24 protein-coding genes and 1 tRNA gene are annotated in these 21,013 nt (G+C 47.8%); 10 read left to right on the top strand and 15 right to left on the bottom strand.

The window, feature by feature from the left end; genetic code table 11:
- Window positions 1–4: 4 nt before the first annotated feature.
- Entirely contained in the window at window positions 5–301 is a 297-nt protein-coding gene (locus ACT6NU_RS12420; protein WP_445381991.1) for a putative quinol monooxygenase, read from the bottom strand.
- Window positions 302–1,132: an SAM hydrolase/SAM-dependent halogenase family protein gene (locus ACT6NU_RS12425; RefSeq protein ID WP_445381992.1), complete on the bottom strand. Its 831-nt coding sequence runs from the start codon at window positions 1,130–1,132 to the stop codon at window positions 302–304.
- A gap of 127 nt (window positions 1,133–1,259) precedes the next feature.
- Between ACT6NU_RS12425 and ACT6NU_RS12430 the strand changes: the two genes are divergently transcribed.
- Together ACT6NU_RS12430 and ACT6NU_RS12435 are read left to right on the top strand one after the other, a co-directional pair.
- Window positions 1,260–2,213: a PhoH family protein gene (locus ACT6NU_RS12430; RefSeq protein WP_445381993.1), complete on the top strand. Its 954-nt coding sequence runs from the start codon at window positions 1,260–1,262 to the stop codon at window positions 2,211–2,213.
- 6 nt (window positions 2,214–2,219) lie between these two features.
- Window positions 2,220–3,173, top strand: coding sequence for a phosphoribosylaminoimidazolesuccinocarboxamide synthase (locus tag ACT6NU_RS12435; protein WP_445381994.1), 954 nt, complete (start codon window positions 2,220–2,222; stop codon window positions 3,171–3,173).
- Between the two features lie 89 nt (window positions 3,174–3,262).
- On the opposite strand, the gene ACT6NU_RS12440 is transcribed toward ACT6NU_RS12435, so the two are convergent.
- Window positions 3,263–3,336, bottom strand: a tRNA-Met gene (locus ACT6NU_RS12440).
- 135 nt (window positions 3,337–3,471) lie between these two features.
- Here ACT6NU_RS12440 and ACT6NU_RS12445 point away from each other — a divergent pair.
- Window positions 3,472–3,855 (top strand): START-like domain-containing protein, encoded by a 384-nt coding sequence (locus ACT6NU_RS12445; protein ID WP_445381995.1) that lies wholly within the window; start codon window positions 3,472–3,474, stop codon window positions 3,853–3,855.
- Window positions 3,856–3,905: 50 nt separating this feature from the next.
- Window positions 3,906–4,754: an aminotransferase class IV gene (locus ACT6NU_RS12450; RefSeq protein WP_445381996.1), complete on the top strand. Its 849-nt coding sequence runs from the start codon at window positions 3,906–3,908 to the stop codon at window positions 4,752–4,754.
- On the opposite strand, the gene ACT6NU_RS12455 is transcribed toward ACT6NU_RS12450, so the two are convergent.
- The 5 genes from ACT6NU_RS12455 to ACT6NU_RS12475 all read right to left on the bottom strand — a co-directional run bounded on the left by ACT6NU_RS12455 (window position 4,751) and on the right by ACT6NU_RS12475 (window position 9,280).
- Window positions 4,751–5,311 (bottom strand): YqgE/AlgH family protein, encoded by a 561-nt coding sequence (locus ACT6NU_RS12455; protein ID WP_445383864.1) that lies wholly within the window; start codon window positions 5,309–5,311, stop codon window positions 4,751–4,753. The genes ACT6NU_RS12450 and ACT6NU_RS12455 overlap by 4 nt on opposite strands.
- 115 nt (window positions 5,312–5,426) lie before the next feature.
- A complete protein-coding gene (locus tag ACT6NU_RS12460; RefSeq protein ID WP_445381997.1) occupies window positions 5,427–5,699 on the bottom strand; it encodes an HU family DNA-binding protein in 273 nt (90 codons plus the stop codon).
- Between the two features lie 176 nt (window positions 5,700–5,875).
- Window positions 5,876–6,823: a methionyl-tRNA formyltransferase gene (gene fmt, locus ACT6NU_RS12465; protein ID WP_445381998.1), complete on the bottom strand. Its 948-nt coding sequence runs from the start codon at window positions 6,821–6,823 to the stop codon at window positions 5,876–5,878.
- Window positions 6,823–8,718 carry a RecQ family ATP-dependent DNA helicase gene (locus tag ACT6NU_RS12470; RefSeq protein ID WP_445381999.1) on the bottom strand — a complete coding sequence of 632 codons (1,896 nt, stop codon included), beginning with the start codon at window positions 8,716–8,718 and terminating at the stop codon, window positions 6,823–6,825. The genes fmt and ACT6NU_RS12470 overlap by 1 nt, the downstream gene beginning before the upstream one ends.
- Window positions 8,711–9,280, bottom strand: a complete 570-nt coding sequence (locus tag ACT6NU_RS12475) for an AAA family ATPase (protein ID WP_445382000.1) — start codon at window positions 9,278–9,280, stop codon at window positions 8,711–8,713. Before ACT6NU_RS12475 ends, ACT6NU_RS12470 begins: the two co-directional genes overlap by 8 nt.
- An 88-nt stretch (window positions 9,281–9,368) precedes the next feature.
- Between ACT6NU_RS12475 and ACT6NU_RS12480 the strand changes: the two genes are divergently transcribed.
- From ACT6NU_RS12480 to murA, 3 genes are all read left to right on the top strand, one after another.
- Window positions 9,369–9,656: a DUF493 family protein gene (locus tag ACT6NU_RS12480; protein ID WP_445382001.1), complete on the top strand. Its 288-nt coding sequence runs from the start codon at window positions 9,369–9,371 to the stop codon at window positions 9,654–9,656.
- 97 nt (window positions 9,657–9,753) lie between these two features.
- Window positions 9,754–10,404: a DUF4290 domain-containing protein gene (locus ACT6NU_RS12485; RefSeq protein WP_445382002.1), complete on the top strand. Its 651-nt coding sequence runs from the start codon at window positions 9,754–9,756 to the stop codon at window positions 10,402–10,404.
- 5 nt (window positions 10,405–10,409) lie between these two features.
- The gene (gene murA / locus ACT6NU_RS12490) at window positions 10,410–11,717 is read left to right on the top strand and encodes a UDP-N-acetylglucosamine 1-carboxyvinyltransferase (protein WP_445382003.1); all 1,308 of its coding nucleotides are present in this window, start codon (window positions 10,410–10,412) and stop codon (window positions 11,715–11,717) included.
- Between the two features lie 29 nt (window positions 11,718–11,746).
- Here murA and ACT6NU_RS12495 read toward each other — a convergent pair whose 3' ends face one another.
- The 4 genes from ACT6NU_RS12495 to ACT6NU_RS12510 are packed head-to-tail and all read right to left on the bottom strand — an operon-like array spanning window position 11,747 to window position 14,959.
- Window positions 11,747–12,742: a pirin family protein gene (locus tag ACT6NU_RS12495; protein ID WP_445382004.1), complete on the bottom strand. Its 996-nt coding sequence runs from the start codon at window positions 12,740–12,742 to the stop codon at window positions 11,747–11,749.
- Window positions 12,743–12,784: 42 nt separating this feature from the next.
- Window positions 12,785–13,210: a (4Fe-4S)-binding protein gene (locus ACT6NU_RS12500; RefSeq protein ID WP_445382005.1), complete on the bottom strand. Its 426-nt coding sequence runs from the start codon at window positions 13,208–13,210 to the stop codon at window positions 12,785–12,787.
- A 1-nt stretch (window position 13,211) separates the two neighbouring features.
- Window positions 13,212–13,505, bottom strand: a complete 294-nt coding sequence (locus ACT6NU_RS12505; RefSeq protein WP_445382006.1) for a GNAT family N-acetyltransferase — start codon at window positions 13,503–13,505, stop codon at window positions 13,212–13,214.
- Window positions 13,506–13,519: 14 nt separating this feature from the next.
- The gene (locus ACT6NU_RS12510) at window positions 13,520–14,959 is read right to left on the bottom strand and encodes an amidohydrolase (protein WP_445382007.1); all 1,440 of its coding nucleotides are present in this window, start codon (window positions 14,957–14,959) and stop codon (window positions 13,520–13,522) included.
- A 202-nt stretch (window positions 14,960–15,161) separates the two neighbouring features.
- On the opposite strand from ACT6NU_RS12510, the gene ACT6NU_RS12515 reads away from it, so the two are divergent.
- Window positions 15,162–16,208 carry a DUF6340 family protein gene (locus ACT6NU_RS12515; RefSeq protein ID WP_445382008.1) on the top strand — a complete coding sequence of 349 codons (1,047 nt, stop codon included), beginning with the start codon at window positions 15,162–15,164 and terminating at the stop codon, window positions 16,206–16,208.
- A 1-nt stretch (window position 16,209) separates the two neighbouring features.
- Here the strand turns inward: ACT6NU_RS12515 and ACT6NU_RS12520 are convergent, their stop codons facing one another.
- Genes ACT6NU_RS12520 through ACT6NU_RS12530 form a run of 3 tightly spaced genes read right to left on the bottom strand, consistent with a single transcriptional unit; the run spans window position 16,210 to window position 18,704 of the window.
- Window positions 16,210–17,517 (bottom strand): cryptochrome/photolyase family protein, encoded by a 1,308-nt coding sequence (locus ACT6NU_RS12520; RefSeq protein ID WP_445382009.1) that lies wholly within the window; start codon window positions 17,515–17,517, stop codon window positions 16,210–16,212.
- 1 nt (window position 17,518) lies between these two features.
- On the bottom strand, window positions 17,519–18,208 hold the full coding sequence (locus tag ACT6NU_RS12525) for an SDR family NAD(P)-dependent oxidoreductase (RefSeq protein ID WP_445382010.1): 690 nt from the start codon (window positions 18,206–18,208) through the stop codon (window positions 17,519–17,521).
- A 4-nt stretch (window positions 18,209–18,212) separates the two neighbouring features.
- Window positions 18,213–18,704, bottom strand: coding sequence for an SRPBCC family protein (locus tag ACT6NU_RS12530; protein WP_445382011.1), 492 nt, complete (start codon window positions 18,702–18,704; stop codon window positions 18,213–18,215).
- 161 nt (window positions 18,705–18,865) lie between these two features.
- Between ACT6NU_RS12530 and ACT6NU_RS12535 the strand changes: the two genes are divergently transcribed.
- Window positions 18,866–20,041: a hypothetical protein gene (locus ACT6NU_RS12535; RefSeq protein ID WP_445382012.1), complete on the top strand. Its 1,176-nt coding sequence runs from the start codon at window positions 18,866–18,868 to the stop codon at window positions 20,039–20,041.
- 91 nt (window positions 20,042–20,132) lie between these two features.
- Complete coding sequence (locus ACT6NU_RS12540; RefSeq protein ID WP_445382013.1) at window positions 20,133–20,975, top strand: DUF2911 domain-containing protein; 843 nt, start codon at window positions 20,133–20,135, stop codon at window positions 20,973–20,975.
- Window positions 20,976–21,013 lie beyond the last annotated feature (38 nt).

Genomic DNA, 21,013 nt, shown 5'->3' on the forward strand with positions numbered 1-21,013 from the left:
TCGATTAATTGTTTAATTCATGCTTGTTTAAACTCCACGCCTGGGGCCGGGCCGCAAACAGTTGGCGGGTACGGCTCCAGACCTCCTTAAAAAAATCCGAGTCCCGGTAGGCCTGCAGGTCCTCCTCGGAGTCCCAGAGGGAATAGGTAAAAAATACCTCGGGCTCATGGGAATCCTGTAGCAACTCTACATGCCTGCATCCTGGAAAGGCTCGTATTTTTGGGGCAGAGGCCTTAAAAATTTGCTCAAAACTAGCAATATTTTCGGGTTTGAAAGTCATTAGGACAAATCTGGTCAGCATTTAAGTAAAATTTATAATTACGGTATCCCGATAGTCCATCCCGAGCAGCGTTGCAGCTCCCCCTACGGTGTTCATATTGCTTTTATAAATGGCCAGTTCCACGTAGCCCGAGGAATTAAAAAGGGCCATAAGGTCTCCAGGGCCCCTGCGCTGCCCCGGCTCCAGTTCAAAATTGACGATATCGCTGTACTTTTCATGTATCTCGGACAATTTTTTATTCCGTGCTTCAACCGTGTATTTTCGGCCTTTGCGATACGCTTCAAAGAGGTTCCGGTGGATATTGGTGATCAGGTTGCCGTAGTTGTCGATGTAGATCACGCTGCCAACGATGCTATTTCCCTGATTTGAAATTCGAGGGGCGTATTCCTTAAAGTTTTTTAGCCTGCTAAAAGGCTTGCCAACCACTTCGAGGGTGCCGCCGCGGGCCAGGTGGCAGGCTACCTGTACAAAAACATCCAGAACCGGAAAAGAACTTTTCAGGCTGTCCGGGAGGTTGATTTCCACTACTTTTTCAGGGCTTATTTCCTCGGTAATCAGGCTTATTACGCCATTATCTGCCGTAATAAAGTAATGTTTGTCAACCAAAACGGCTATATGGGTGTTTTCAACGGTTTTTTCCGAATCCACCCCAACAATATGGATGCTGCCATCCGGGAAGGCTTTGTAGGCGTTTTTGAGCAGATAGGCACATTCCTGGATATGGAAAGGGTTGACCTGGTGGGAAATATCAACGATGCGTGCGTCCTCGAGTTCCTTGTAAATGGTTCCTTTAATTGCTCCTACAAAATGGTCTTTGAGGCCGAAATCTGTAGTCAGGGTGATGATAGGCATCCGATGTTGTTGATATTTTTTTAGCTGCTCAAACTGAATTTTACGTAAGTTTGTCGAACAAAATTAAGCAAAAAAACGGCGGAGCAAAGTCTTGTTTCCTCACTGAATTTTTAAAGCCAGATATTTTTTGAACGAACTTAGTCTAGAACTCACAGAAATCAACCCCAGGGACTTTTTCGGGGACCGAAATTCCAATATCGACCTGCTCAAAAAATCTTTCCCCAAACTCAAAATCGTGGCAAGGGGAAGTAAAATCAAAGTTTACGGAGATCCGCCGCTACTCGAGGAATTTGAGCGACGCTTCAATATGCTAACTGAGCATTATTCCAAGTATAACAAACTGGATGAAAATGCTATTGAACGCATCCTGAGCAGTAACGGAAAAGAGGATTACCAGTCTTCTGCCCTAAGCGGGGATGTATTGGTACACGGGGTAAACGGCAGGTTGGTAAAGGCACAGACCGCCAATCAGCGCAAGCTGGTGGATGCTGTTTCCAAAAATGACATGGTCTTTGCCATAGGGCCGGCGGGTACCGGAAAAACCTATACCGGGGTAGCCCTTGCTGTACGTGCACTGAAGAACAAACAGGTAAAGCGTATTATTTTAACCAGGCCTGCAGTGGAGGCAGGGGAGAACCTGGGCTTTTTGCCGGGAGACCTCAAGGAAAAACTGGACCCGTACATGCAACCCCTTTACGATGCCTTGAGGGATATGATCCCGGCTGAGAAACTCAGTTTGTTTATTGAAAACGGGACCATACAGATTGCCCCTATGGCCTTTATGCGGGGCCGTACCCTGGATCATGCTTTCGTAATCCTGGACGAAGCCCAGAATACCACACACGCCCAGATGAAAATGTTCCTGACCCGTATGGGCAAGAATGCCAAGTTTTTGCTTACCGGAGACCCCGGGCAGATAGACCTTCCCAGGAGGGTTATTTCCGGCCTGAAAGAGGCCCTTTTGATTCTGAAAAACGTACAGGGGATTGAGATGATCTACCTGGACGATAAGGATGTGATCCGGCACAAGCTTGTCAAAAAGGTTATTGACGCCTACAAGAATATCGAACATCAGAATTAATCCGTAATGCAGACCATCACCAGCACCAATTTTGAGTTTCCCGGACAGCTCGGGGTATATAAAGGCAAGGTGCGGGAAGTGTACTATCTGGAGAATGACCTCCTGGTGGCAGTAGCCACAGACCGGCTTTCCGCCTTTGATGTGGTAATGCCCAAGGGCATCCCCTACAAAGGTCAGATCCTGAATCAGTTGGCCCTCAGGATGATGCGGGCCACGGAAGATTTGGTCCCAAACTGGATGCTTGGGAGCCCGGACCCGAATGTAACCGTCGGGGTCCGCTGCGAGCCGTTTAAAGTTGAAATGGTCATCCGCGGTTATCTGGCCGGACATGCCGCCAGGGAGTATAAGGCAGGCAAACGGGAGCTGTGCGGGGTTCCCATGCCGGATGGGATGCAGGAAAACGATCCTTTTCCAAAACCTATTATAACCCCCGCCACAAAAGCCGAAAAAGGGGACCACGACGAGGATATTTCCAGGGAGGCAATCATCGAAAGGGGGCTGGTCAGTGAAGAAGATTATACTGTGCTGGAAGATTATACGCGAAAGCTCTTTCAAAGGGGCTCCGAACTGGCAGCAGAAAAAGGCCTGCTGCTGGTAGATACCAAATATGAGTTTGGCAAAAAGCCGGATGGAAGCATAGTGCTGATCGATGAGATCCACACTCCGGATTCATCCCGTTATTTTTATGCCGAAGGCTATAGCGAGCGGCAAAAAAAGGGCATTGCCCAAAAGCAACTGTCCAAAGAATTCGTCAGGCAATGGCTTATCCAACACGGGTTTCAGGGCCTGGAAGGGCAGGTGCTCCCGGAGATGCCGGACGATTATATCCAATCGGTCTCAGAGCGTTACATTGAACTCTATGAGAAGATACTGGGAGAACCTTTTGTAAAGGCTGATATATCTGATATCCAGGACCGGATTGAAAAGGGCGTAACTGCATACCTCCGGCAAACGAATTGACCGGTTACAGGACGCTTTTTGTTCTGTTTACTAAGGGCTGGCGCAATGCCATAAAAAAAGACCGTCGTTTGACGGTCTTTTTATGGGTGTAGCGAGAGGGAGACTTGAACTCCCGACCTCAGGGTTATGAATCCTGCGCTCTAACCACCTGAGCTACCTCGCCATCTGCTTTAAAAGCGGCTGCAAATATAACTTTTAATTTTTCCCAAATCAATAATCGGGCTTCAAAAAGTTTTTTCCGAATTATTTTTTTATCATTTTTAAATCTATATATTGCCCGAAGGTAAACATGAATGGAATGGATGATAAAATTAAGTTTGAGCTTGAATTTGTAATACAGTCATCCCCGCAGTTGCTCTTCCAATATTTAGCCACCCCATCCGGATTATCAGAATGGTTTGCAGACAACGTCAATTCGAGGGGTGAAAACTTCACTTTTATTTGGGACGGCTCTGAGGAGGTTGCAAAATTGCTGAAAAAGAAGACAGATGAGTTTGTACGGTTCAGCTGGGAGTACAATGAAGACGATGATTATTTTGAAATGCGGATCATCGTAGATGAGATCACCAAAGATGTTTCTTTGTTTATAACCGATTTTGCAGAGGAAGACGAAGTTGAGGAGGCAAAAATGCTCTGGGAAAACCAGGTCTCCGATCTGAAACAAGTATTGGGTTCTACCTGAATCCCCTCATAAGATCGTATCTTTGGCCTTGAAAATTCAAGGCTTTTTTTATGATCAATTTTAACGGGGACCTGCTGGCCGAAAGTACAGATTACCTCAATCATACCAACAGGGGGCTTCGCTACGGCGATGCCCTTTTTGAAACGATCAAATACAACGGGAAATCCATTTTATTTTGGGAAGACCACTATTTCCGGCTAATGGCTTCCATGCGGCAGTTGCGTATGGAAATCCCGGTTTCCTTTACCATGGAATACCTGGAGGCAGAAATCAAAAAAACGCTGAAAACTTCTCAGATGGAAACCGCTCCCGCCCGGGTTCGGATTACCGTTTTCCGCAACAGCGGGGGCTTTTATCTGCCGGAAACGCTGGAGGTTTCATTTATTATTGAAGTGGCCGGGCTTGCCGGGATTGAATATCAGGTTGATGAAAGCCAATGTGTTTTTGAGCTGTACAAAGATTATCTGATCCCCGCCGACGGCCTCTCCCGCCTGAAACACGCCAATAAACTGATACATGTCCTCGGGAGCATTTACGCCTCGGAAAACGGATATGACAACTGCTTTCTGCTCAATCAGAAAAAAGAGGTAATAGAAAGCCTAAAAGGGAATATTTTCCTTCGTATTGGCGATACAATTAAAACTCCGCCCCTGGAGAGCGGATGCCTGGACGGGATCATGCGAAAACAATTGCTAAAAATCGGACAACGGGATACGCGATTCCAATGGGAAGAAGCGGTTATTTCACCTTTTGAACTGCAGCAGGCCGATGAAATATTTACTACCAATGTCATTCAGGGGCTCAGGCCGGTTACCAATTATCGAAAAGCGCACTATCAAATAGACGCCGCCCGGCAGTTGACCGAAACACTGAATAACAGAATACGGGTAATGGCTTAATTCAGGCTGGGATTCTCGGGGGCATTGGACCAAAGCAGATAGTCTCCGCCCAGTTCCATCATTTTTTCCCGCCAGAAGGCCTGGGTTGATTTCTGTATGATGTTGCTTTCGTATTTGTTATTGACCACTATCCAGGACTTGGAAAGTAATTCCTGATCCAGTTGCAGGGAGCCCCATCCGGAATACCCCAGGAAAAAGCGTATATCATTCTGGGTAATTTTCCGGGAATTGATCAGGTCAACGGTCATTTCAAAGTCTCCCCCCCAGTAGATACCATCTGAAATTTCCACCGAATCGGAGATGAGTTCAGGAACTTTGTGTATAAAATAAAGGTTATCCTGCTCTACAGGCCCACCATTAAAAACGGGGAAGGGCACCTCAATTTCCTCAACCAGCTCATTCATACTGTAGTTCAGGGGCTTATTGAGTATAAACCCAACCGAACCTTCCTGGTTGTGTTCAGCCAGCAACACCACAGAGCGATTAAAGGAAACGTCCCCGGTTAGCGCTGGTTCTGCGATTAGTAATCTGCCTTTATTTGGTTTTACACCAACCATATCGATCCGCTTGTCCTTTCTAAAATAGAACAAATCATTTAAATATCAAAAACCTGCTAAAATAAAGCGCCCCGGGTATACCGGGGCGCTTGTCAATATTTTGATTTCTGCCGTATTAGTTTACAGCATCGCTCAAATCAGAACCTGCTTTGAACTTCACAACGTTTTTAGCTGCGATCTGGATGGTTTTTCCTGTAGAAGGGTTTCTTCCCTCACGTGCATTTCTTCTGGATACTGACCAGGATCCGAAACCTACTAAAGAAACACGGTTTCCTTTTTTCAGAGCGCCTTCAACGTTTCCAAGAAAAGATTCCAATGCTTTTTTAGCAGCTGCTTTTGTGATACCGGCATCTGCTGCCATTGCATCAATTAATTCTGTTTTGTTCATAATTTGAATAAATTAATAGTGGTTATACATATTGCAAAGCGAAAACAAATTTATACGGATTTAGCGTTAACACAAGTAAAATAAGGGGAAATCCCCGTTTTTGTTGATAACTTCGGGCGTTTGTTGATAAAGTTGGAAATTTAGGCGCCTTCAGGGAAGCCTTTAAAACAGGGGGCTTAGCAGAATTTGGCAATTTCAGCCACCGTATACCCGTTCAGGAGATCCTTTACGGCCATTTTTCGCTTCCCGGGCAGCTGCATTTCAAGTACCTCCAGCATGCCCTTTCCACACTGTACAAATAGCTGGTTTCCTTCAACAAGGATGCGGCCGGCATCCATATTACAATTCTTTTCAGTGGGTCTGGAAGCAAATATTTTTACAATTTCTTCCTCCCCATTGTTTTGAAAGAAAGACCAGGCCCCCGGGTAGGGACTGAGCCCCCGGATCTTGTTGTGGATTTTAACTGCAGCTTGGGTCCAGTCCAGTTGGCAATTCTCCCGATTCAGTTTTGGAGCCTTCTGATAGGTTTTGCTCATGTCCTGGGCCTGTGTGGTCGCGTTTCCCTGTTCGATCTGCCGAACGGTTTCCACCACCAGTTCTGCCCCCAGTTCCATAAGCCTGTCGTGCAGCTGCCCGGCGGTCTCGTCTGCTAAGATATCCGTTTTCTTTTGGAGGATGATATTACCGGTATCAATCTGCTCATCAATAAAAAAGGTAGTAACACCGGTTTGTGCTTCCCCCCGGATAATGGCCCAATTGATAGGTGCAGCCCCCCGGTAATCGGGGAGGAGGGAGGCATGCAAATTAAAAGTTCCAAACTCAGGCAAGGCCCATACCACTCTTGGAAGCATCCTGAAGGCAACAATTACCTGCAAATTGACCCTGTAACCCTTAAGGGTTTCAAGAAATGAGGGGTCCTTCAGGTTTTCCGGTTGCAAAACCGGGATATGCTGCTGCAGTGCAAAGGTCTTTACGGCCGAAGCCTGCAATTTCCTTCCCCTGCCGGCAGGCCTGTCGGGCGCTGTTACCACAACTACCACTTCAAAATCCTCCCGGAGCAGGGCCCTGAGCGATCCAACTGCGAAATCCGGGGTGCCAAAAAAAGCAATTCTCAATTTTTCCATCAATTCAGTATATATTCATTTTGCCGGCCAAGCCGCAAGCGACCCTCCTGCAATAATTGTTGCAGGCAGCTCAATAGCTCGGGTTCAGGAAAGGCCGATGTGGCTGACAACTCCCTGGAGGTCATCGCTCTTACTTTTAAAGCATTCATTATACGGTCTCTCAGTTCCGGTTCGGAATGGATTTCAGTTTCGTCCTGAAGGCAGAGGTCGCATTGACCGCATCGGTTTGCCGGAGTTTCACCGAAATACTCCCGTATCAGGTTTTGACGGCAACCGCTGCTGGCCTTGAGAAATAAAGTCATCTGGGCTGCCTTATCTTTTTTAATTTTTTGCCGAGCCTTTAACTGGCCGGAAAAGGCATAAATAGTCTTTTCATCCTGGCGGACCCGGGTAAAACTCAGTTCCATATCGCCCTGTGAAAGCTGCAGTTCAAGCAGGGCGTCTTTTTCGAATTGCTGCAGGGAATGGATCACTGCAGATTCCGCAATCCCTATTTTTGCTGCTAACAATCGGGTATTGATGGCGGTTGTAAAATCAAAAAGCCCTCCATAGGTCCGGAGCAGACTTTTAATCAGCAATTCAGCCCCGGGGTTTTTGTGTATATAATCCCAAAGTTGTTGTTTGGAGCAAATAAACCTGAGGGATGCCGAGGTCTTGCTTTGCTGACTCAGCCGGATCACCTCCTGCCGATCCAGAATTTCGAGTGCATTATAGGCTTTAATTTGCTGCAGCCCATAGCGCTGGCAAAAGTGGCTGAAGTCCATCGGAAAACTGATCTCGGGCATTTCCCCGTAGGACACCTGGAAATAATTGCAAAGATGCCGGTAGATATCCACCAGTTCCTGTATCTCCGGGATGTTGCCCAGGTAAAATTCTGCTGCTCTTTTAAGGTCACCCGGGGCCACCAAAAGCACGGTCCATGCGGGCAATCCATCTCTTCCGGCCCTTCCGGCTTCCTGCACATAGTGTTCCAAAGTCTCCGTTATCTCGTAATGGACAACCAGCCGTACATCGGATTTGTCTATTCCCATCCCGAAGGCATTGGTGGCCACCATCACCCTTTTTTTTCCAAGGAGCCAGTCTTGCAGCCTTGAGGTTTTCTGGTCCTGCAAAAGCCCTCCGTGATAGGATGCGCTGGAAATCCCTTTCGCTCTTAGAAAATCCGAGAGGCCTCTGGTTTTTCGTCGGGTTTGCACATATATAATGGCACTGCCTTCTATGTTTTTAAGCAACTGCAGCAGCCGGTGGTCCTTATCAGCGGTCTTCAGTACCCTGTAGCTGATATTCGGCCTTGCAATGGAGTCCCTGAATACCAGGGGGTCTTTCATAAGAAGACTTTGCTGAATGTCAGTAATGACATTTTCGGTCGCTGTTGCCGTTAAAGCGATCAAAGGGGTTTGTGGAAAAACTTCTTTTAGAACGGCACACTCCAGATAGGCCGGTCGGAAATCAAACCCCCATTGTGAAATACAGTGGGCTTCATCTACAGCTATCAGGCAAATATCGAGATATTTAAGGCGCTCCAGAACGATCTCCTGTCGCAGGCGTTCGGGGGAGAGGTAGAGGAACTTGTAGTTGCCGAACTGGGCATTGTCCAGACGCTCTGTCAATTCCCGCTGCTTTATTTTCCCGAAAAGCCCCATGGCCTTTATGTTCCTGGACTTCAGGTTGGCTATCTGGTCTTCCATCAGGGCAACCAGCGGGGAAATAACCAGGCAAATGCCCTCCATTGCCAGCGCAGGCAACTGGTAACACAGGGATTTACCGCCTCCGGTGGGCAGCAGTCCCAGCACATCCCTATGGTCCATCAAAGACCTGATGATGGCCAACTGTGAGCCCTGGAAGCTTTCAAAACCCCAGTACTGCTGGAGATAATAATGCGGGTCTTTATTCATTTGTGTTTGCAATCAGTTTCAGAAGCCGGTCTGCCCTGGATTCTACCGGGCCCGGGGGTAGGTCTATGGTGTTGTATCCGCATTTGTGATAACTGGCCCTGAGATGCTCGTGGATTTCACAGGCTTCTTCAAACGTTTCCAGGCGCTGGTCGTCCTGCCTGTAAATTTCCTTCCAGGGTGGAAGCAAAATGGCGAGGTGGTATTTCAGTTCCTGGCAGGGCTTCAGGAAAAGACTATCGTAGGGCTGGCTGAAGTAATCCATATACGCAATAATATCCGGGATGCCGCGATCGTAAAATACAAATGGGTGCTGTAGTTTTTTTGCATGGTGGAACTGCTCAATTCTACCCTCCAGAATCCGCTTGTTGAATTCGAGCGGGTCCTTTACAAATGCCAGCGGATTGACAAGCTGCTCCCGCGCTGTTTCGTTTTTACGGGCCTCCAGGGTCATTTCCCGGATAATTTCATGGAAACAGTGAAACCCCCTTTGTTCGAGGTTTTGAATAAGGGCGGTCTTCCCGGTTCCCGGACCTCCGCTGATTACGATACGTTTTACAGACACTTTTCCTGGCTTTCAACTTCAAAAATACGCAATCCCTTCGGGCTGCTCAAATGACTGTTTTTAGCCTATATTTGCAAAAATATTTTGCATGGGAAAAGAGAATTCCGAAGAATTTTATGGCAGGCTCAGGGAGGAATTGCAAAAATCGACTACCTGGCCATCTAATTACCTCTATAAATTTATTATTCCCACAGACCCAGTACGGATAGAACAGATCGGCAGCATCTTCAACAATACGGGAGCGGTTATTGAATCTAAAAAATCCAGGAATGGAAAATACACCAGTCTTTCCATAACCGTACACCTTGAAAACCCGGACCAGGTAATTGAAAAGTACAGGGAAGTTGGAAAAGTTAAGGGGGTTATATCCCTATAATAAGCGGAACATAACGGTTTCTTATGGTAGTATGCCTAAATTTTGGTACTTTGCAGAACTTCTTGTATATAAGTTAATTTAATACACACCACACCTTTTGAATTTAGTAGAAAACCTCGAATACAACACGGAGCGCCCGCATCTGCATATCCCGGAATACGGCCGCCACTTCCAGAAAATGGTAGACTATGCCGTGAGCATAGAAGATCGTGAAGAACGCAACCGCATAGCCCAGGCTATAATCAGTGTAATGGGAAATATGCAGCCACACCTCAGGGATGTCCCAGATTTCCAGCATAAATTATGGGACCAGCTCTTTATCATGTCTGATTTTAAGCTGGATGTGGATTCACCTTATCCCATTCCCAGCAAGGAACTTCTGGCGCAGCGCCCAGACCCTCTGGAGTACCCACAAAACCACCCGAAGTACCGCTTTTATGGCAACAACATCAAACGAATGATAGATGTAGCCCGTAAATGGGAAAAAGGGGATAAGCGGGATGGTCTGGAATACGCCATAGCCAACCATATGAAAAAGTGCTACCTGAACTGGAATAAGGATACGGTAGACGACAAGGCCATTTTCAACCATTTATACGAGTTGAGCAATGGGGAGATCGATTTAGCTTCGGATGGGGAAAACCTCACTGAAAGCGGTCAGTTTCTCAAGCAGCGAACCGTTAAATCCAACAGGAGTAGTTCCGGAAAGAAGAGTCAACGCTCCAATCGGGGTAAAAAGCGCTATTAGATTTCATGGGAACATTTATTATTGAAGGAGGGCACAGCCTGCATGGCGAAATCACCCCTCAGGGAGCGAAAAATGAAGCCCTTCAGATTCTTTGTGCTGTTTTGCTTACCCCAGAGCCCATTACTATCCGTAATATTCCGGATATCCTGGATGTAAATAAACTGATTGCCCTTCTTGAAGATCTGGGCGTTAAAATCCAGAAAAAAGGCAAAGGCTCCTATACCTTTAAGGCAGATGATATAAACCTGGACTACCTGCAGTCGGCCCAGTTTAAAAAAGATGGCGGAGGTCTGAGGGGCTCTATTATGCTGGTAGGACCTTTACTCGCTCGTTTCGGACAGGGGTACATCCCCAAACCCGGAGGTGACAAGATCGGCAGGCGCCGTCTGGACACGCATTTTGATGGATTTATCAAACTGGGGGCCAAATTCCGATACAATCGCGAAGAACATTTCTACGGGGTGGAGGCCAAGCGGCTGAAAGGCACTTACATGCTACTGGATGAAGCATCGGTAACCGGGACAGCCAATATTGTCATGGCGGCTGTTCTGGCAGAAGGCACCACCACCATTTACAATGCGGCTTGTGAACCCTACCTGCAACAGCTTTGTAAAATGCTCAACCGGATGGGGGCAAAGATCAGCGGGATCGGTTCCAACCTGCTCACCATTGAAGGGGTAGATTCCCTTGGGGGTACAGAACATCGCATGTTACCGGACATGATTGAAATTGGTAGCTGGATTGGTCTTGCAGCGATGACCCGCAGCGAACTGACCATTAAAAATGTGAGCTGGGACGACCTCGGACTTATCCCTTCCGTTTTCTCAAAACTCGGTATTTCCCTGGAGCGACGGGACGACGATATTTTTATTCCGGCCCACAAGAAAGGCTACGAAATCCAGAATTATATCGATGGCTCCATCCTGACTATTGCGGATGCGCCCTGGCCGGGATTGACCCCGGACCTTTTAAGTATTATCCTGGTGATAGCCACCCAGGCAAGGGGAGAAGTACTCATTCACCAGAAAATGTTCGAGAGTCGTTTGTTTTTTGTGGACAAACTACTGGATATGGGGGCAAAGGTTATCTTATGTGACCCGCACCGGGCTACGGTAATCGGGCATGACTTTAAATCCACCTTAAAGGCAACCACTATGGTTTCCCCGGATATCCGGGCAGGGGTATCCCTGCTGATCGCTGCCTTGTCTGCCAAGGGGACCTCTACCATTCACAACATCGAACAAATAGACAGGGGCTACGAAGCGATTGACACCCGTCTGAGAGCGATAGGGGCGAAGATTACACGTTTGTAGTTCTTTTTAAATTACCGCTTCCCCAAAACTTATTTCTCCACCAGTGTACCGTCGGGATACCGGGCAAAGCGCCCTTTCTCTTTCGGATGTGCGTGATCGGGATGTGGCCAGGGCCAGCCACCGAACTGGGTCAACTGGTATTCCTGAATAGACCGGTTAATTTCTTCCTGAGTATTCATTACAAAGGGGCCATATTTAGCTACAGGCTCTGAAATAGGTTTTCCCTGAAGTAACAGGAACCGGCAGGCTTCCCCTGTATTTTGCACGCTCACAGGAGCGCTCCCCAGGACAGCTCCCTGACCCTTGGCCAGGCGGGTATCGGCCAGGCGCACCCTGGTGCCCTCAAACAAATAGAGTCTGCGATTACTGCCTTCTTTGGCCTGCGGCAGCTCATATGCGGCCCCGGCTTCCATATCGATCAGGGCGATTTGCACATCATTATCGGGGTCTGCCGCCCAGGAATCCGGCGGGGGTTCCGGTGCAGTAGTATTGTCAAGCTGCCCGGCGATTAAAGTAATGGAAACGCCTGCCACATCAATTTTTGGCAACATATCATTCCAAAGGATCTTAAAATGCGGCTCCACCAGTTTCTTCTCTGCGGGGAGGTTTAGCCAAATCTGAAATAACTCAAAGGTGTTAGGGCCTTCCTGATTGAGCAGCGGAAACATTTCCGAATGCTGTACCCCCCGGCCAGCGGTCATCCATTGAACATCGCCCTGTCCGAACCGGGCAGCTGCCCCCAGGGAATCGCTGTGGTCGCAGAAGCCTTTGGTTACAATTGTAATGGTTTCAAACCCGCGGTGCGGATGGGACGGGAAGCCCGGAATCGTATGGCCGTGGTACATTCGCCAGCCGTCTTTGATTGTAAAATCATTCCCGAGATTCCGTCCGCTGAGGTCGGCATCCGGGCCCATGGCTTCATTGGCCCTCGGGTAAAGATCCAGGTGGTGTACACAAAACAAAAAGGGGTCTGGGGTATCCCATGGAAATCCCAGCGGAAAAATCTGTTTGACGTTTTCGGACATACGTTTTATTATTAATCTGTTGTGATTAAGGGGGATACCGCTTTAATCGAATTCGATCTTACGGTGTGATCCGTCACAAAGGGGCTTGTTGGATGAGGCCCCGCAACGGCAGAAGGCCGTGTTCCCCTCCATTTTTTTGGTGTTTCCGGAGCTGTCCGTTACCTCAAGGGCACCCTTGATAATCAGCGGGCCACCCTTTATGATATCTGCCTTTAGGGCATCGGAATCAGTACCGCCTGTGGCTTCACCCTGCATTTCGTAGCTCAGTGCCCCGGACGGACAGCGATCTATCTGATTTTTCAGGGCTTCCAAAGATGCATTTTCGGGCTGAATCCAGGGTTTTTGGTCGGGTTTGTAGACCTCAGGGAGTGTTTTTACACAGATCTCGGAATGAATGCACATTTTGGGCTTCCAAACTACCTTAAATCCGTCTTTATCGTATTTCTTAACTATTTGTCTTTCTGTCATGTCAAGCTATGTTTATTCCTTTTAAAACGAGTTCCTTCCACTCCGGATTCCTTTTGAGGAAAAGGGCGACGAAAGGACACAGCGGCACCAAAGTAAGCCCCTGTTTCTTAATATCAGCCAGGCTTGCCTTTACCAGCGCAGAGCCTATGCCCTTGCCGGCCAGCGCCTCCGGCACCTCGGTATGGGTCAGGTAAATCCTGTCCTGCGCCTTTATGTATTCAATTCGGGCCAAATGGCCCTCAACCTCAAATTCATAGCGCTTGGCTTCGCTGTTATCGACCAGTTTGTGATGCATTCGGCTTGTGGGTATTATTGATTCTGGCTCACATCGATCGGAGGCGGGCCATCCGGGATGATGGGTTCGTACACCACCGCTCCCTTTCTTTTTTGGTATTCCGCTTTTACTTCAGCTACTTTCTTAGGATCTTCAAAGAGGTCTACCATGGTCATCCCAAGGGCTTTGGAAGCATAAAGCATTCCTTTGTGACCTATACTCATACCCCCGCAGGCTACAACGGCCCAGGAGTGCCAGGGAGTATCTTTGGGTGCTACCGTTACGCTTAGGTTGATGTTTGCAACATTCCAGCTTACATCACCCACATCGGTAGAACCTCCTCCCGGATGCTCCTGTGTTTCCTTCAAGGGCTGTATAGCACTGTCCATCCCCACCTGTGGCTTGCCGGTTGCTTCCTGTATTTTTTTTCCAAAGGCTTCTTCTTCAGCGGTATAAGTGATGGGCCCGAGCAGCTCCAGGTTTTTCTGCATTATGGCCCCCCCGGCCCGGTTGACCAATACTTCATAGATACCTGAGATCAGGGAAATCTTATAATCCACATTAGCCATTATTGCGGCACCTTCTGCCATTTTCTGCACTTGTTCATAAACGGGCATCATCCCGCTTCGCTTGGTGTCCCGTACACGAACCCAGATTTTGGAATAATCCGGAACCACATTGACTACCTGGCCCCCGTCCTGAATGTGGTAATGAATGCGAACCGTTGGCTTGATGTGCTCCCGGTAATAATTGATCCCGGTAGTATATAATTCCAGGGCATCAGAGGCGCTTCTGCCATTCCAGGGGTCTGCCGAGGCATGGGCTGCCTGCCCGAAGAATTCCACTTTAAAATCCACCAGGGCCAGGGTGCTCTGAACATCAGCCTCCGTATTGGCACCGGGGTGCCAGCTCAGGTTTACGTCCACATCGTCCCATAAGCCCTCACGGACCATCCAGATCTTGCCAAAAAATTTCTCCTCTGCCGGCGTGCCAAAAAATTTAATAGTACCCTTGAGGTCTCCTGAAGTTATTAATTCCTTGATGGCAACAGCTGAAGCCAGGCTGGCGGTTCCAAACATATTATGGCCGCAACCATGTCCTGCAGCACCCGCTTGCAGCGGTTCTTTTTCGGGCTGGGCTTTTTGCGAAATACCCGGAAGGGCGTCATATTCCCCCAGTACACTAATTACCGGCTTTCCGCTGCCATAGGTGGCAACAAATGCTGTTGGCATCCCGGCAACCCCCCGTTCCACATCAAATCCATTTTTTTCGGCATAATCAGCCAGGATTCGCGAGGAAACCCCTTCTTCAAATGCTGTTTCCGCCAGGGCCCAGATAGAATCGCTTATGGCAATAAGATTTTCCTTATGGGCTTCAATTGAGGCGACAAGCGCTTTCTTATTCTTGTCCATTTTCTGCGCCTGTAAGGTGAGGCCCGTTAGCAGGATTGTAAATATGAGGGTGGTTTTTCGCATTTTCAAAAATAATTTTAGTTGGTTAAATAAGCTTATTGCAGGCAGGATGGAGGCCCGAGCTCCGAAACTTAAAGATATCAAAAATAGTTGGTATGCCAGCGCTGCTGAAAGGAGGCCGGCGGATGTCATACATCGAAAAAATACAATTTTTTAAAAACCAGTCGTTTAAAAAGAGAAACAAAGCCTGTAAATCACCAGACACATGAAGACTTTTCACCAGATTACCCTGATTTTTTCGGCAATTACCCTGCTTTTGAGTTGCAGCGCAACCAATAATCTTAGAATGACAGTTTCCCAACCGGCTCCTGTTGAATTAAGCCCTCAGGTACAGCGTATAGGGATTATTAACCGTTCCCGCCCGTCAGAGGCTAATAAAGGCTTTGCAAAGATAGATGCCATCCTGACCGCCGAAGGATTGAAGCTGGATGAAAAAGGGGCAGAGGCTGCCCTGCAGGGCCTGGCCGATCGCCTGCGACAGTCCGGCAGGTTTGAAGTAGTTGTAGTACTGGATAGTACCCCAGAACTGGATAAAGGATTAAAAGGACTGCCGGCACCCCTTAGCCAGGATCAGATAGTTAAGGTTTGCGATTTATATGGACTGGACGCCCTTTATTCACTCTCATTTTTTGACACAGACACCAATGTAAACCTCAGTATTGCCCAGGTTCTGGTTCCTAATGCCCTGGGGGTGAAAATAGCGGTTCCAGGACATCAACTGGATCTGGTTACCCGGATCAGAAGCGGCTGGCGTTTGTATGAGCCAGGACTGCCCTTACAAGACGAGATGGTTTACGAAGACCAGTTTCTGCTAAGCGCCAAGGGTATCAACCCGGCGGAAGCCCTGCAAACCTTATCGTACCGCACGGAAAAAGTTATGGATCAGGCTCACAGAACCGGATTTTACAACGGAGGCAGGCTGGAACCTTCCCGGGTACGGGTTGGGAGGCAATATTTTGTAAGGGGTTCTGAACCTTTTGTCAGAGGGAAACGCCTGGCCCAGACCGGGGCATGGAATGAAGCCGCGCGCTTATGGGAACAGGAACTGAATCACCCCAAAGAGAAAATAGCCGGCCGGGCTGCCTACAATATGGCAATCATTAATGAGATCAATGGGAATCTGGATGAGGCCATACAATGGGCAGGTGATGCTTATTCCATTTATGGCAATCGGGATGCTTTAAGATATCTGAGGATATTACAAAATCGTCAGAATCAGCAGCAGCGGCTGGAGGCACAGCTCTCCAGATAAGTTAGTTAAGAGCTTCCTTGTAGGTTTCCAGACAGCGTTCCCTGGCCTCTTTGTGATCGACCATTTTATCCGGATAGGAATCCGTATCGACTTCCTCCACCCATTGCCGGATATATTTGCGGCCTTTGTCAAATTTATCTACCTGCGTCATCGGATTAAAAATACGGAAGTAGGGAGCGGCGTCAACCCCACTGCCTGCCGCCCACTGCCAGTTCCCTACATTGCTGGCCTGTTCGTAATCCAGTAATTTTTCAGCAAAATAGGCTTCCCCCCAGCGCCAGTCGATCAACAGGTGTTTGCAAAGGAAACTCGCTACCAGCATACGGACCCTGTTGTGCATGTACCCGGTTTTATTGAGTTGGCGCATCCCGGCATCCACCAGCTGGTAACCGGTGTTGCCATTTTTCCATTTTTCAAATTCTTCCTCCTTATTGCGCCATGGTATGCGATCGTACTTTTTCTTAAAGGCATTGTTGACCGTTTCGGGGTAATGCCAGAGGATCTGCATAAAAAACTCCCGCCAGATCAGTTCATTCAGAAAGGTTTCATTTTCTGAGTCCAGGGCTTTCCGTGCGGCCTGCCGGACTGAGATGGTTCCGAAACGCAGGTGTGGCCCCAGGTGGGAGGTCCCGTCTTTGGCAGGAAAATTACGGGTGTCTTCATAATTATCGATCAGCGAGCTGCTGAGATCGTAATCGGGCACTTCAATTTCCGAAGGTTTAAAACCCATATCCTCCAGGCTTATCCAGGGAAAGTCCATGCCGCTTACAAAATCGCCAGCGTCTGAAGCGGAATCGGTTTTCTGAAGGTGTTTTTCAGGATCGAAATGCTCTTTCCACTTTTTCATATACGGAGTGTAGACCACGTAAGGGTCCCCATCATCTTTGACTACTTCGCTCTTTTCAAATACCACCTGGTCCTTGCAGGTATGAAATGGGATATCGTTTTCCTTTAAAAGTGCTTCAACAGCCTGGTCCCGCTTTCGGGCATAGGGCTCATAATCGTGGTTGGTATAAACCGCAGCAACCGTTCCCTCACCGATCAGCTCTTTGAAAATGGCTTCAGGTTCTCCATAATAAACCGCCAGGCCACTCTTATGATTGTTCTTCAGGCTCTCGGAAATCTTACGGACATGTTTGTGGATAAAACTAACCCTGGCGTCTTCTTCAGGAAGTTCTTCAAGGATGGCCTTGTCAAAAATAAAAATGGGAAGAACGGGTTTTCCGGATTTCAGGGCAGCCTCCAGACCCGTGTTGTCTGAAAGCCGCAGATCCCTTCTAAACCAGAATATGCAATGCGAATCTGCCATCTTACTGAATGTTCAGGGTAGAAATCCCTCCGTCAACACCCAGTACCTGACCGGTCATCCAACTACTTTTATCGGAAAGCAGAAAGGCTGCCATTTCCGCAATATCTGAGGCGGTCCCCACTCGTTTCAAGGGATGCCTTTCAGCCATTTTCTCCTGCTTTTTCTCATTGTTGAGCAGGCGATCCGCTAATGGCGTGTCTACCAGGGATGGTGCAATAACGTTAACCCTTAGGTTGGGGGCGTATTCTGCAGCGAGAGCCTTGGCAAAGCCTTCTATGGCCCCCTTGGCAGCCGCCACGCTCGTATGGAAAGGCATTCCGCTGCCCACGGCAACCGTGCTGAAAAAGACCAGGCTGGCTCCTGGTGAAAATTTAGAGATGGTCGCCTTTAAAACGCGAAGCAGACCATTAAAATTAAGGTCCATATCTTCCTGGAAGGTCTCGAGGCTCAGCATCTTAAAAGGTTTCAGGTTAATGCTTCCCGGGCAGTATACCAGGCCATCAAGCTTTTCAGGTAAATTTTCAAAATTGACTTCGCCGGTGATATCCATTGGCAGATGCTGCACGCCCATTTCCTGCAGCGGGCCGGCATTTCGGGAGGCTGTATAAAGGTTGTGATCTTGCTTTAGTATTTTGACCAGTTCCAACCCGATACCTGAGGAACCGCCAACAATTAAGATATTCTTTTTCATGGTATTATAATGTTTTAAAGGTTAATGATGCCGGTTGTCCTTCCAGGGTACCATAGCGTTGCTGCAGGGATTCTTTCCTGAAATTGAAAATAGCCCTGAGCTGCTTTTTCACAAACATTCTGTTAAGCAATCGGCCGATCAGCCCCAAAGGCAACTGGTAATCAATTACATCTTCCATAAGCACCCCGGCGGTGGTTTCATAGATAAAATGTTTGTGATGCCAGAGCGAATAGGGACCTCGCAGCTGGTTGTCTATAAAGTACTCCCCGGGTTCTACCTGGGTTATTTCAGTGGTCCAGCTCGTCCTGTAAAAGGGCAGGGGCGAAACCCGGTAATGGATGATTTGCCCCGCATAAAGGGGCTTATCTGCCCCGGCGAGGATATTAAATTTCATTTCCGGCGGAGTGATTAGTTGCAGGTTTGCAGGATTGCTGATAAATTCCCAGGCCTTCTCTTTTGAGATGGGGAGGAACTGTCGTGCTTCAAGTCTGTGCATATAAAAACCGGCTTTAGACAAAGATAGTAGTATTTTGTTTAGTCAAAATATAACTATTGTTAAACAACTTATAAATCCTCCTGGCGTTCATCTTGTCGAATGATTGAACCAGAGGTCCGAAAAGGGAGTTTGCCATTGGGATATTTTGTACCTTTTGAGAGATGAAAAAGAGTCTTTTCCTAATCCTGTTGAGCGTTTGGGGAATTCGGGCCCAGTCGGATTTTGAAATCCTGGGGAATTTGCCGCCACAAGTAAATGAAAGCTCTGGCCTTTTATTGGCTGGAGACATGCTGATTTCCCATAATGACTCCGGGAATGAACCTTTGCTTTATGAATTGGATACTGTTTCCCTGCAGATAGTCAGGCAGGTCCAGATCGCCAATGCCTTTAATACAGACTGGGAAGACCTGGCACAGGATGAAGAATTTTTATATATAGCCGACATTGGAAATAACAGCGGGACAAGGACCGACCTTAAAATATTAAAGGTCTCCAAAACAGATTTCAAAAGTGACAATACCGTAAATGCGGATGTAATATCGTATGCCTACGAAGACCAAACAGATTTTGATGGAAACGGTAATAGTGACTGGGACGCAGAAGCCCTCATTGCCCAAGGGGATTCCCTGTATATATTTACCAAACAATGGCAATCTCTGGGCACTGTTGTTTACAGCCTCCCAAAAACCCCCGGGAATTTCCAGGCCAGGCGGATTGCCGAATTTCCACTGAACGGTTTGATTACGGGCGCCGATATAACCTCCACAGGTGATAGAATTGTCATATTAGGATATAGCACACAATTACAACCTTTTATATTTACTATATCAAGCATTGGTTCAAGTAATTTTCCTGGAAATTTTGAAAAATATATGTTGCCCATAGGTTTTGCGCAGGCGGAAGGAGTGGCCCTGGGAGACCGTGAATGGCTGTATGTGAGTTCCGAGGAATTTTCCAATGGCCTGGTTACACTTCCTGCTACGGTTTTTAGATTAAAACTGACCCCTTCGGAAGCCCAACCGGACGAAGGAGGAGAGCCCGAACCGAAGCCTGAGGATGGAGCGCCTGAACCGAAGCCTGGGGATGGAGCGCAGGTATCGGACAGGTTGTTGCTGGTTAGCAGCCCAGGGTCTGATATTCTGCAATACCGCCTCCCTTCAGAAGCTACTGTTTTTGCACAGGCTGTTTTTGACAGTTCCGGAAGGCAGATCCTGCTTCAGACGGGATCCGAAATACAGGAAGGGGAAGTGGATATATCCGCATTAAGCCCGGCAGTTTATTACCTAAAGTTGTTTTTGGGTTCCGAATCGCGAGCCAGGGCTTTCCTGCGTTATTGATTCGCAACATTCTTTCATTCTTTTATGGTTTTGTTAACAAATAGCATTTTCCATTATTAATAGCTTTACAGGAACCCTTAATTCAGATAATATGAAACGCCTAACGTTATTTTTATTTTCAGTATGCTGTAGCCTGACAGGATTTGCACAAATCCAGACTCCGCAGCCCAGCCCGGCCGCCGAAGTCCAACAGGCTGTTGGCCTGACAGAAGTCAACCTGAAATATTCGCGTCCTGCTATGAGAGGCAGGGTGATTTTTGGGGGTCTGGTCCCTTTCGACAAGGTCTGGAGGACCGGAGCCAACGCAAATAGCACCATCTCCTTTAGTGATGACGTCAAAATTGACGGTCAGGAAATTAAAGCAGGAACCTACGCCATTTTTACCAAGCCCGGAAAAGAGAACTGGGAAGTGTATTTCTATTCAGACACCAGCAACTGGGGAACACCCTCCAGCTGGGACGAATCTAAAGTGGCAGCCAAGACCACAGTAAATACCCAGGAGTTAAACATGCCCGTTGAATCATTTACAATTTCCATTGATGCGATTCATAATAACGGCGCAACTTTGGGGATGGCCTGGGATAAAACCTATGTTGGGGTTCCCTTCTCGGTCCCCACTCGCGAGAAAGCGATGGCAAGTATAGAAAGCGCAATGGCAGGCCCTTCAGGGAATGCTTATTATTCTGCTGCCTCCTATTATTATGAGGAGGGTCTTGATATGGATAAAGCCAAAATGTGGATAGATAAGGCAGTAGAAACGAACCCGGATGCTTTCTGGATGTCGCGTCGCCAATCTCTTATCTATGCCAAGATGGGCGATTCCAAGGGGGCCATTGCCGCCGCAAAAAAATCCCTGGCAGCCGCAAAGAAAGCTGGAAACGCCGATTATGTAAAAATGAATGAAGATTCCTTAAAGGAGTGGGGAGCCATGTAATAAGTAGCCTTTAAAAGCATTAACCCGGCCCATGCCGG

It is taken from the genome of Robiginitalea rubriflava, assembly GCF_052540725.1.

What these genes read in the sequence shown, in the direction of transcription:
- ACT6NU_RS12500 (WP_445382005.1), bottom strand. Translation starts at nt 13,210, where the DNA reads ATGACAGAAAGACAAATAGTTAAGAAATACGATAAAGACGGATTTAAG.
- ACT6NU_RS12535 (WP_445382012.1), top strand. Translation starts at nt 18,866, where the DNA reads ATGAAAAAGAGTCTTTTCCTAATCCTGTTGAGCGTTTGGGGAATTCGG.
- fmt (WP_445381998.1), bottom strand. Translation starts at nt 6,823, where the DNA reads ATGGAAAAATTGAGAATTGCTTTTTTTGGCACCCCGGATTTCGCAGTT.
- ACT6NU_RS12420 (WP_445381991.1), bottom strand. Translation starts at nt 301, where the DNA reads ATGCTGACCAGATTTGTCCTAATGACTTTCAAACCCGAAAATATTGCT.
- ACT6NU_RS12530 (WP_445382011.1), bottom strand. Translation starts at nt 18,704, where the DNA reads ATGCACAGACTTGAAGCACGACAGTTCCTCCCCATCTCAAAAGAGAAG.
- ACT6NU_RS12525 (WP_445382010.1), bottom strand. Translation starts at nt 18,208, where the DNA reads ATGAAAAAGAATATCTTAATTGTTGGCGGTTCCTCAGGTATCGGGTTG.
- murA (WP_445382003.1), top strand. Translation starts at nt 10,410, where the DNA reads ATGGGAACATTTATTATTGAAGGAGGGCACAGCCTGCATGGCGAAATC.
- ACT6NU_RS12515 (WP_445382008.1), top strand. Translation starts at nt 15,162, where the DNA reads ATGAAGACTTTTCACCAGATTACCCTGATTTTTTCGGCAATTACCCTG.
- ACT6NU_RS12540 (WP_445382013.1), top strand. Translation starts at nt 20,133, where the DNA reads ATGAAACGCCTAACGTTATTTTTATTTTCAGTATGCTGTAGCCTGACA.
- ACT6NU_RS12480 (WP_445382001.1), top strand. Translation starts at nt 9,369, where the DNA reads ATGGGAAAAGAGAATTCCGAAGAATTTTATGGCAGGCTCAGGGAGGAA.
- ACT6NU_RS12505 (WP_445382006.1), bottom strand. Translation starts at nt 13,505, where the DNA reads ATGCATCACAAACTGGTCGATAACAGCGAAGCCAAGCGCTATGAATTT.
- ACT6NU_RS12455 (WP_445383864.1), bottom strand. Translation starts at nt 5,311, where the DNA reads ATGGTTGGTGTAAAACCAAATAAAGGCAGATTACTAATCGCAGAACCA.
- ACT6NU_RS12460 (WP_445381997.1), bottom strand. Translation starts at nt 5,699, where the DNA reads ATGAACAAAACAGAATTAATTGATGCAATGGCAGCAGATGCCGGTATC.
- ACT6NU_RS12445 (WP_445381995.1), top strand. Translation starts at nt 3,472, where the DNA reads ATGGATGATAAAATTAAGTTTGAGCTTGAATTTGTAATACAGTCATCC.
- ACT6NU_RS12470 (WP_445381999.1), bottom strand. Translation starts at nt 8,718, where the DNA reads ATGAATAAAGACCCGCATTATTATCTCCAGCAGTACTGGGGTTTTGAA.
- ACT6NU_RS12425 (WP_445381992.1), bottom strand. Translation starts at nt 1,132, where the DNA reads ATGCCTATCATCACCCTGACTACAGATTTCGGCCTCAAAGACCATTTT.
- ACT6NU_RS12450 (WP_445381996.1), top strand. Translation starts at nt 3,906, where the DNA reads ATGATCAATTTTAACGGGGACCTGCTGGCCGAAAGTACAGATTACCTC.
- ACT6NU_RS12435 (WP_445381994.1), top strand. Translation starts at nt 2,220, where the DNA reads ATGCAGACCATCACCAGCACCAATTTTGAGTTTCCCGGACAGCTCGGG.
- ACT6NU_RS12495 (WP_445382004.1), bottom strand. Translation starts at nt 12,742, where the DNA reads ATGTCCGAAAACGTCAAACAGATTTTTCCGCTGGGATTTCCATGGGAT.
- ACT6NU_RS12510 (WP_445382007.1), bottom strand. Translation starts at nt 14,959, where the DNA reads ATGCGAAAAACCACCCTCATATTTACAATCCTGCTAACGGGCCTCACC.
- ACT6NU_RS12520 (WP_445382009.1), bottom strand. Translation starts at nt 17,517, where the DNA reads ATGGCAGATTCGCATTGCATATTCTGGTTTAGAAGGGATCTGCGGCTT.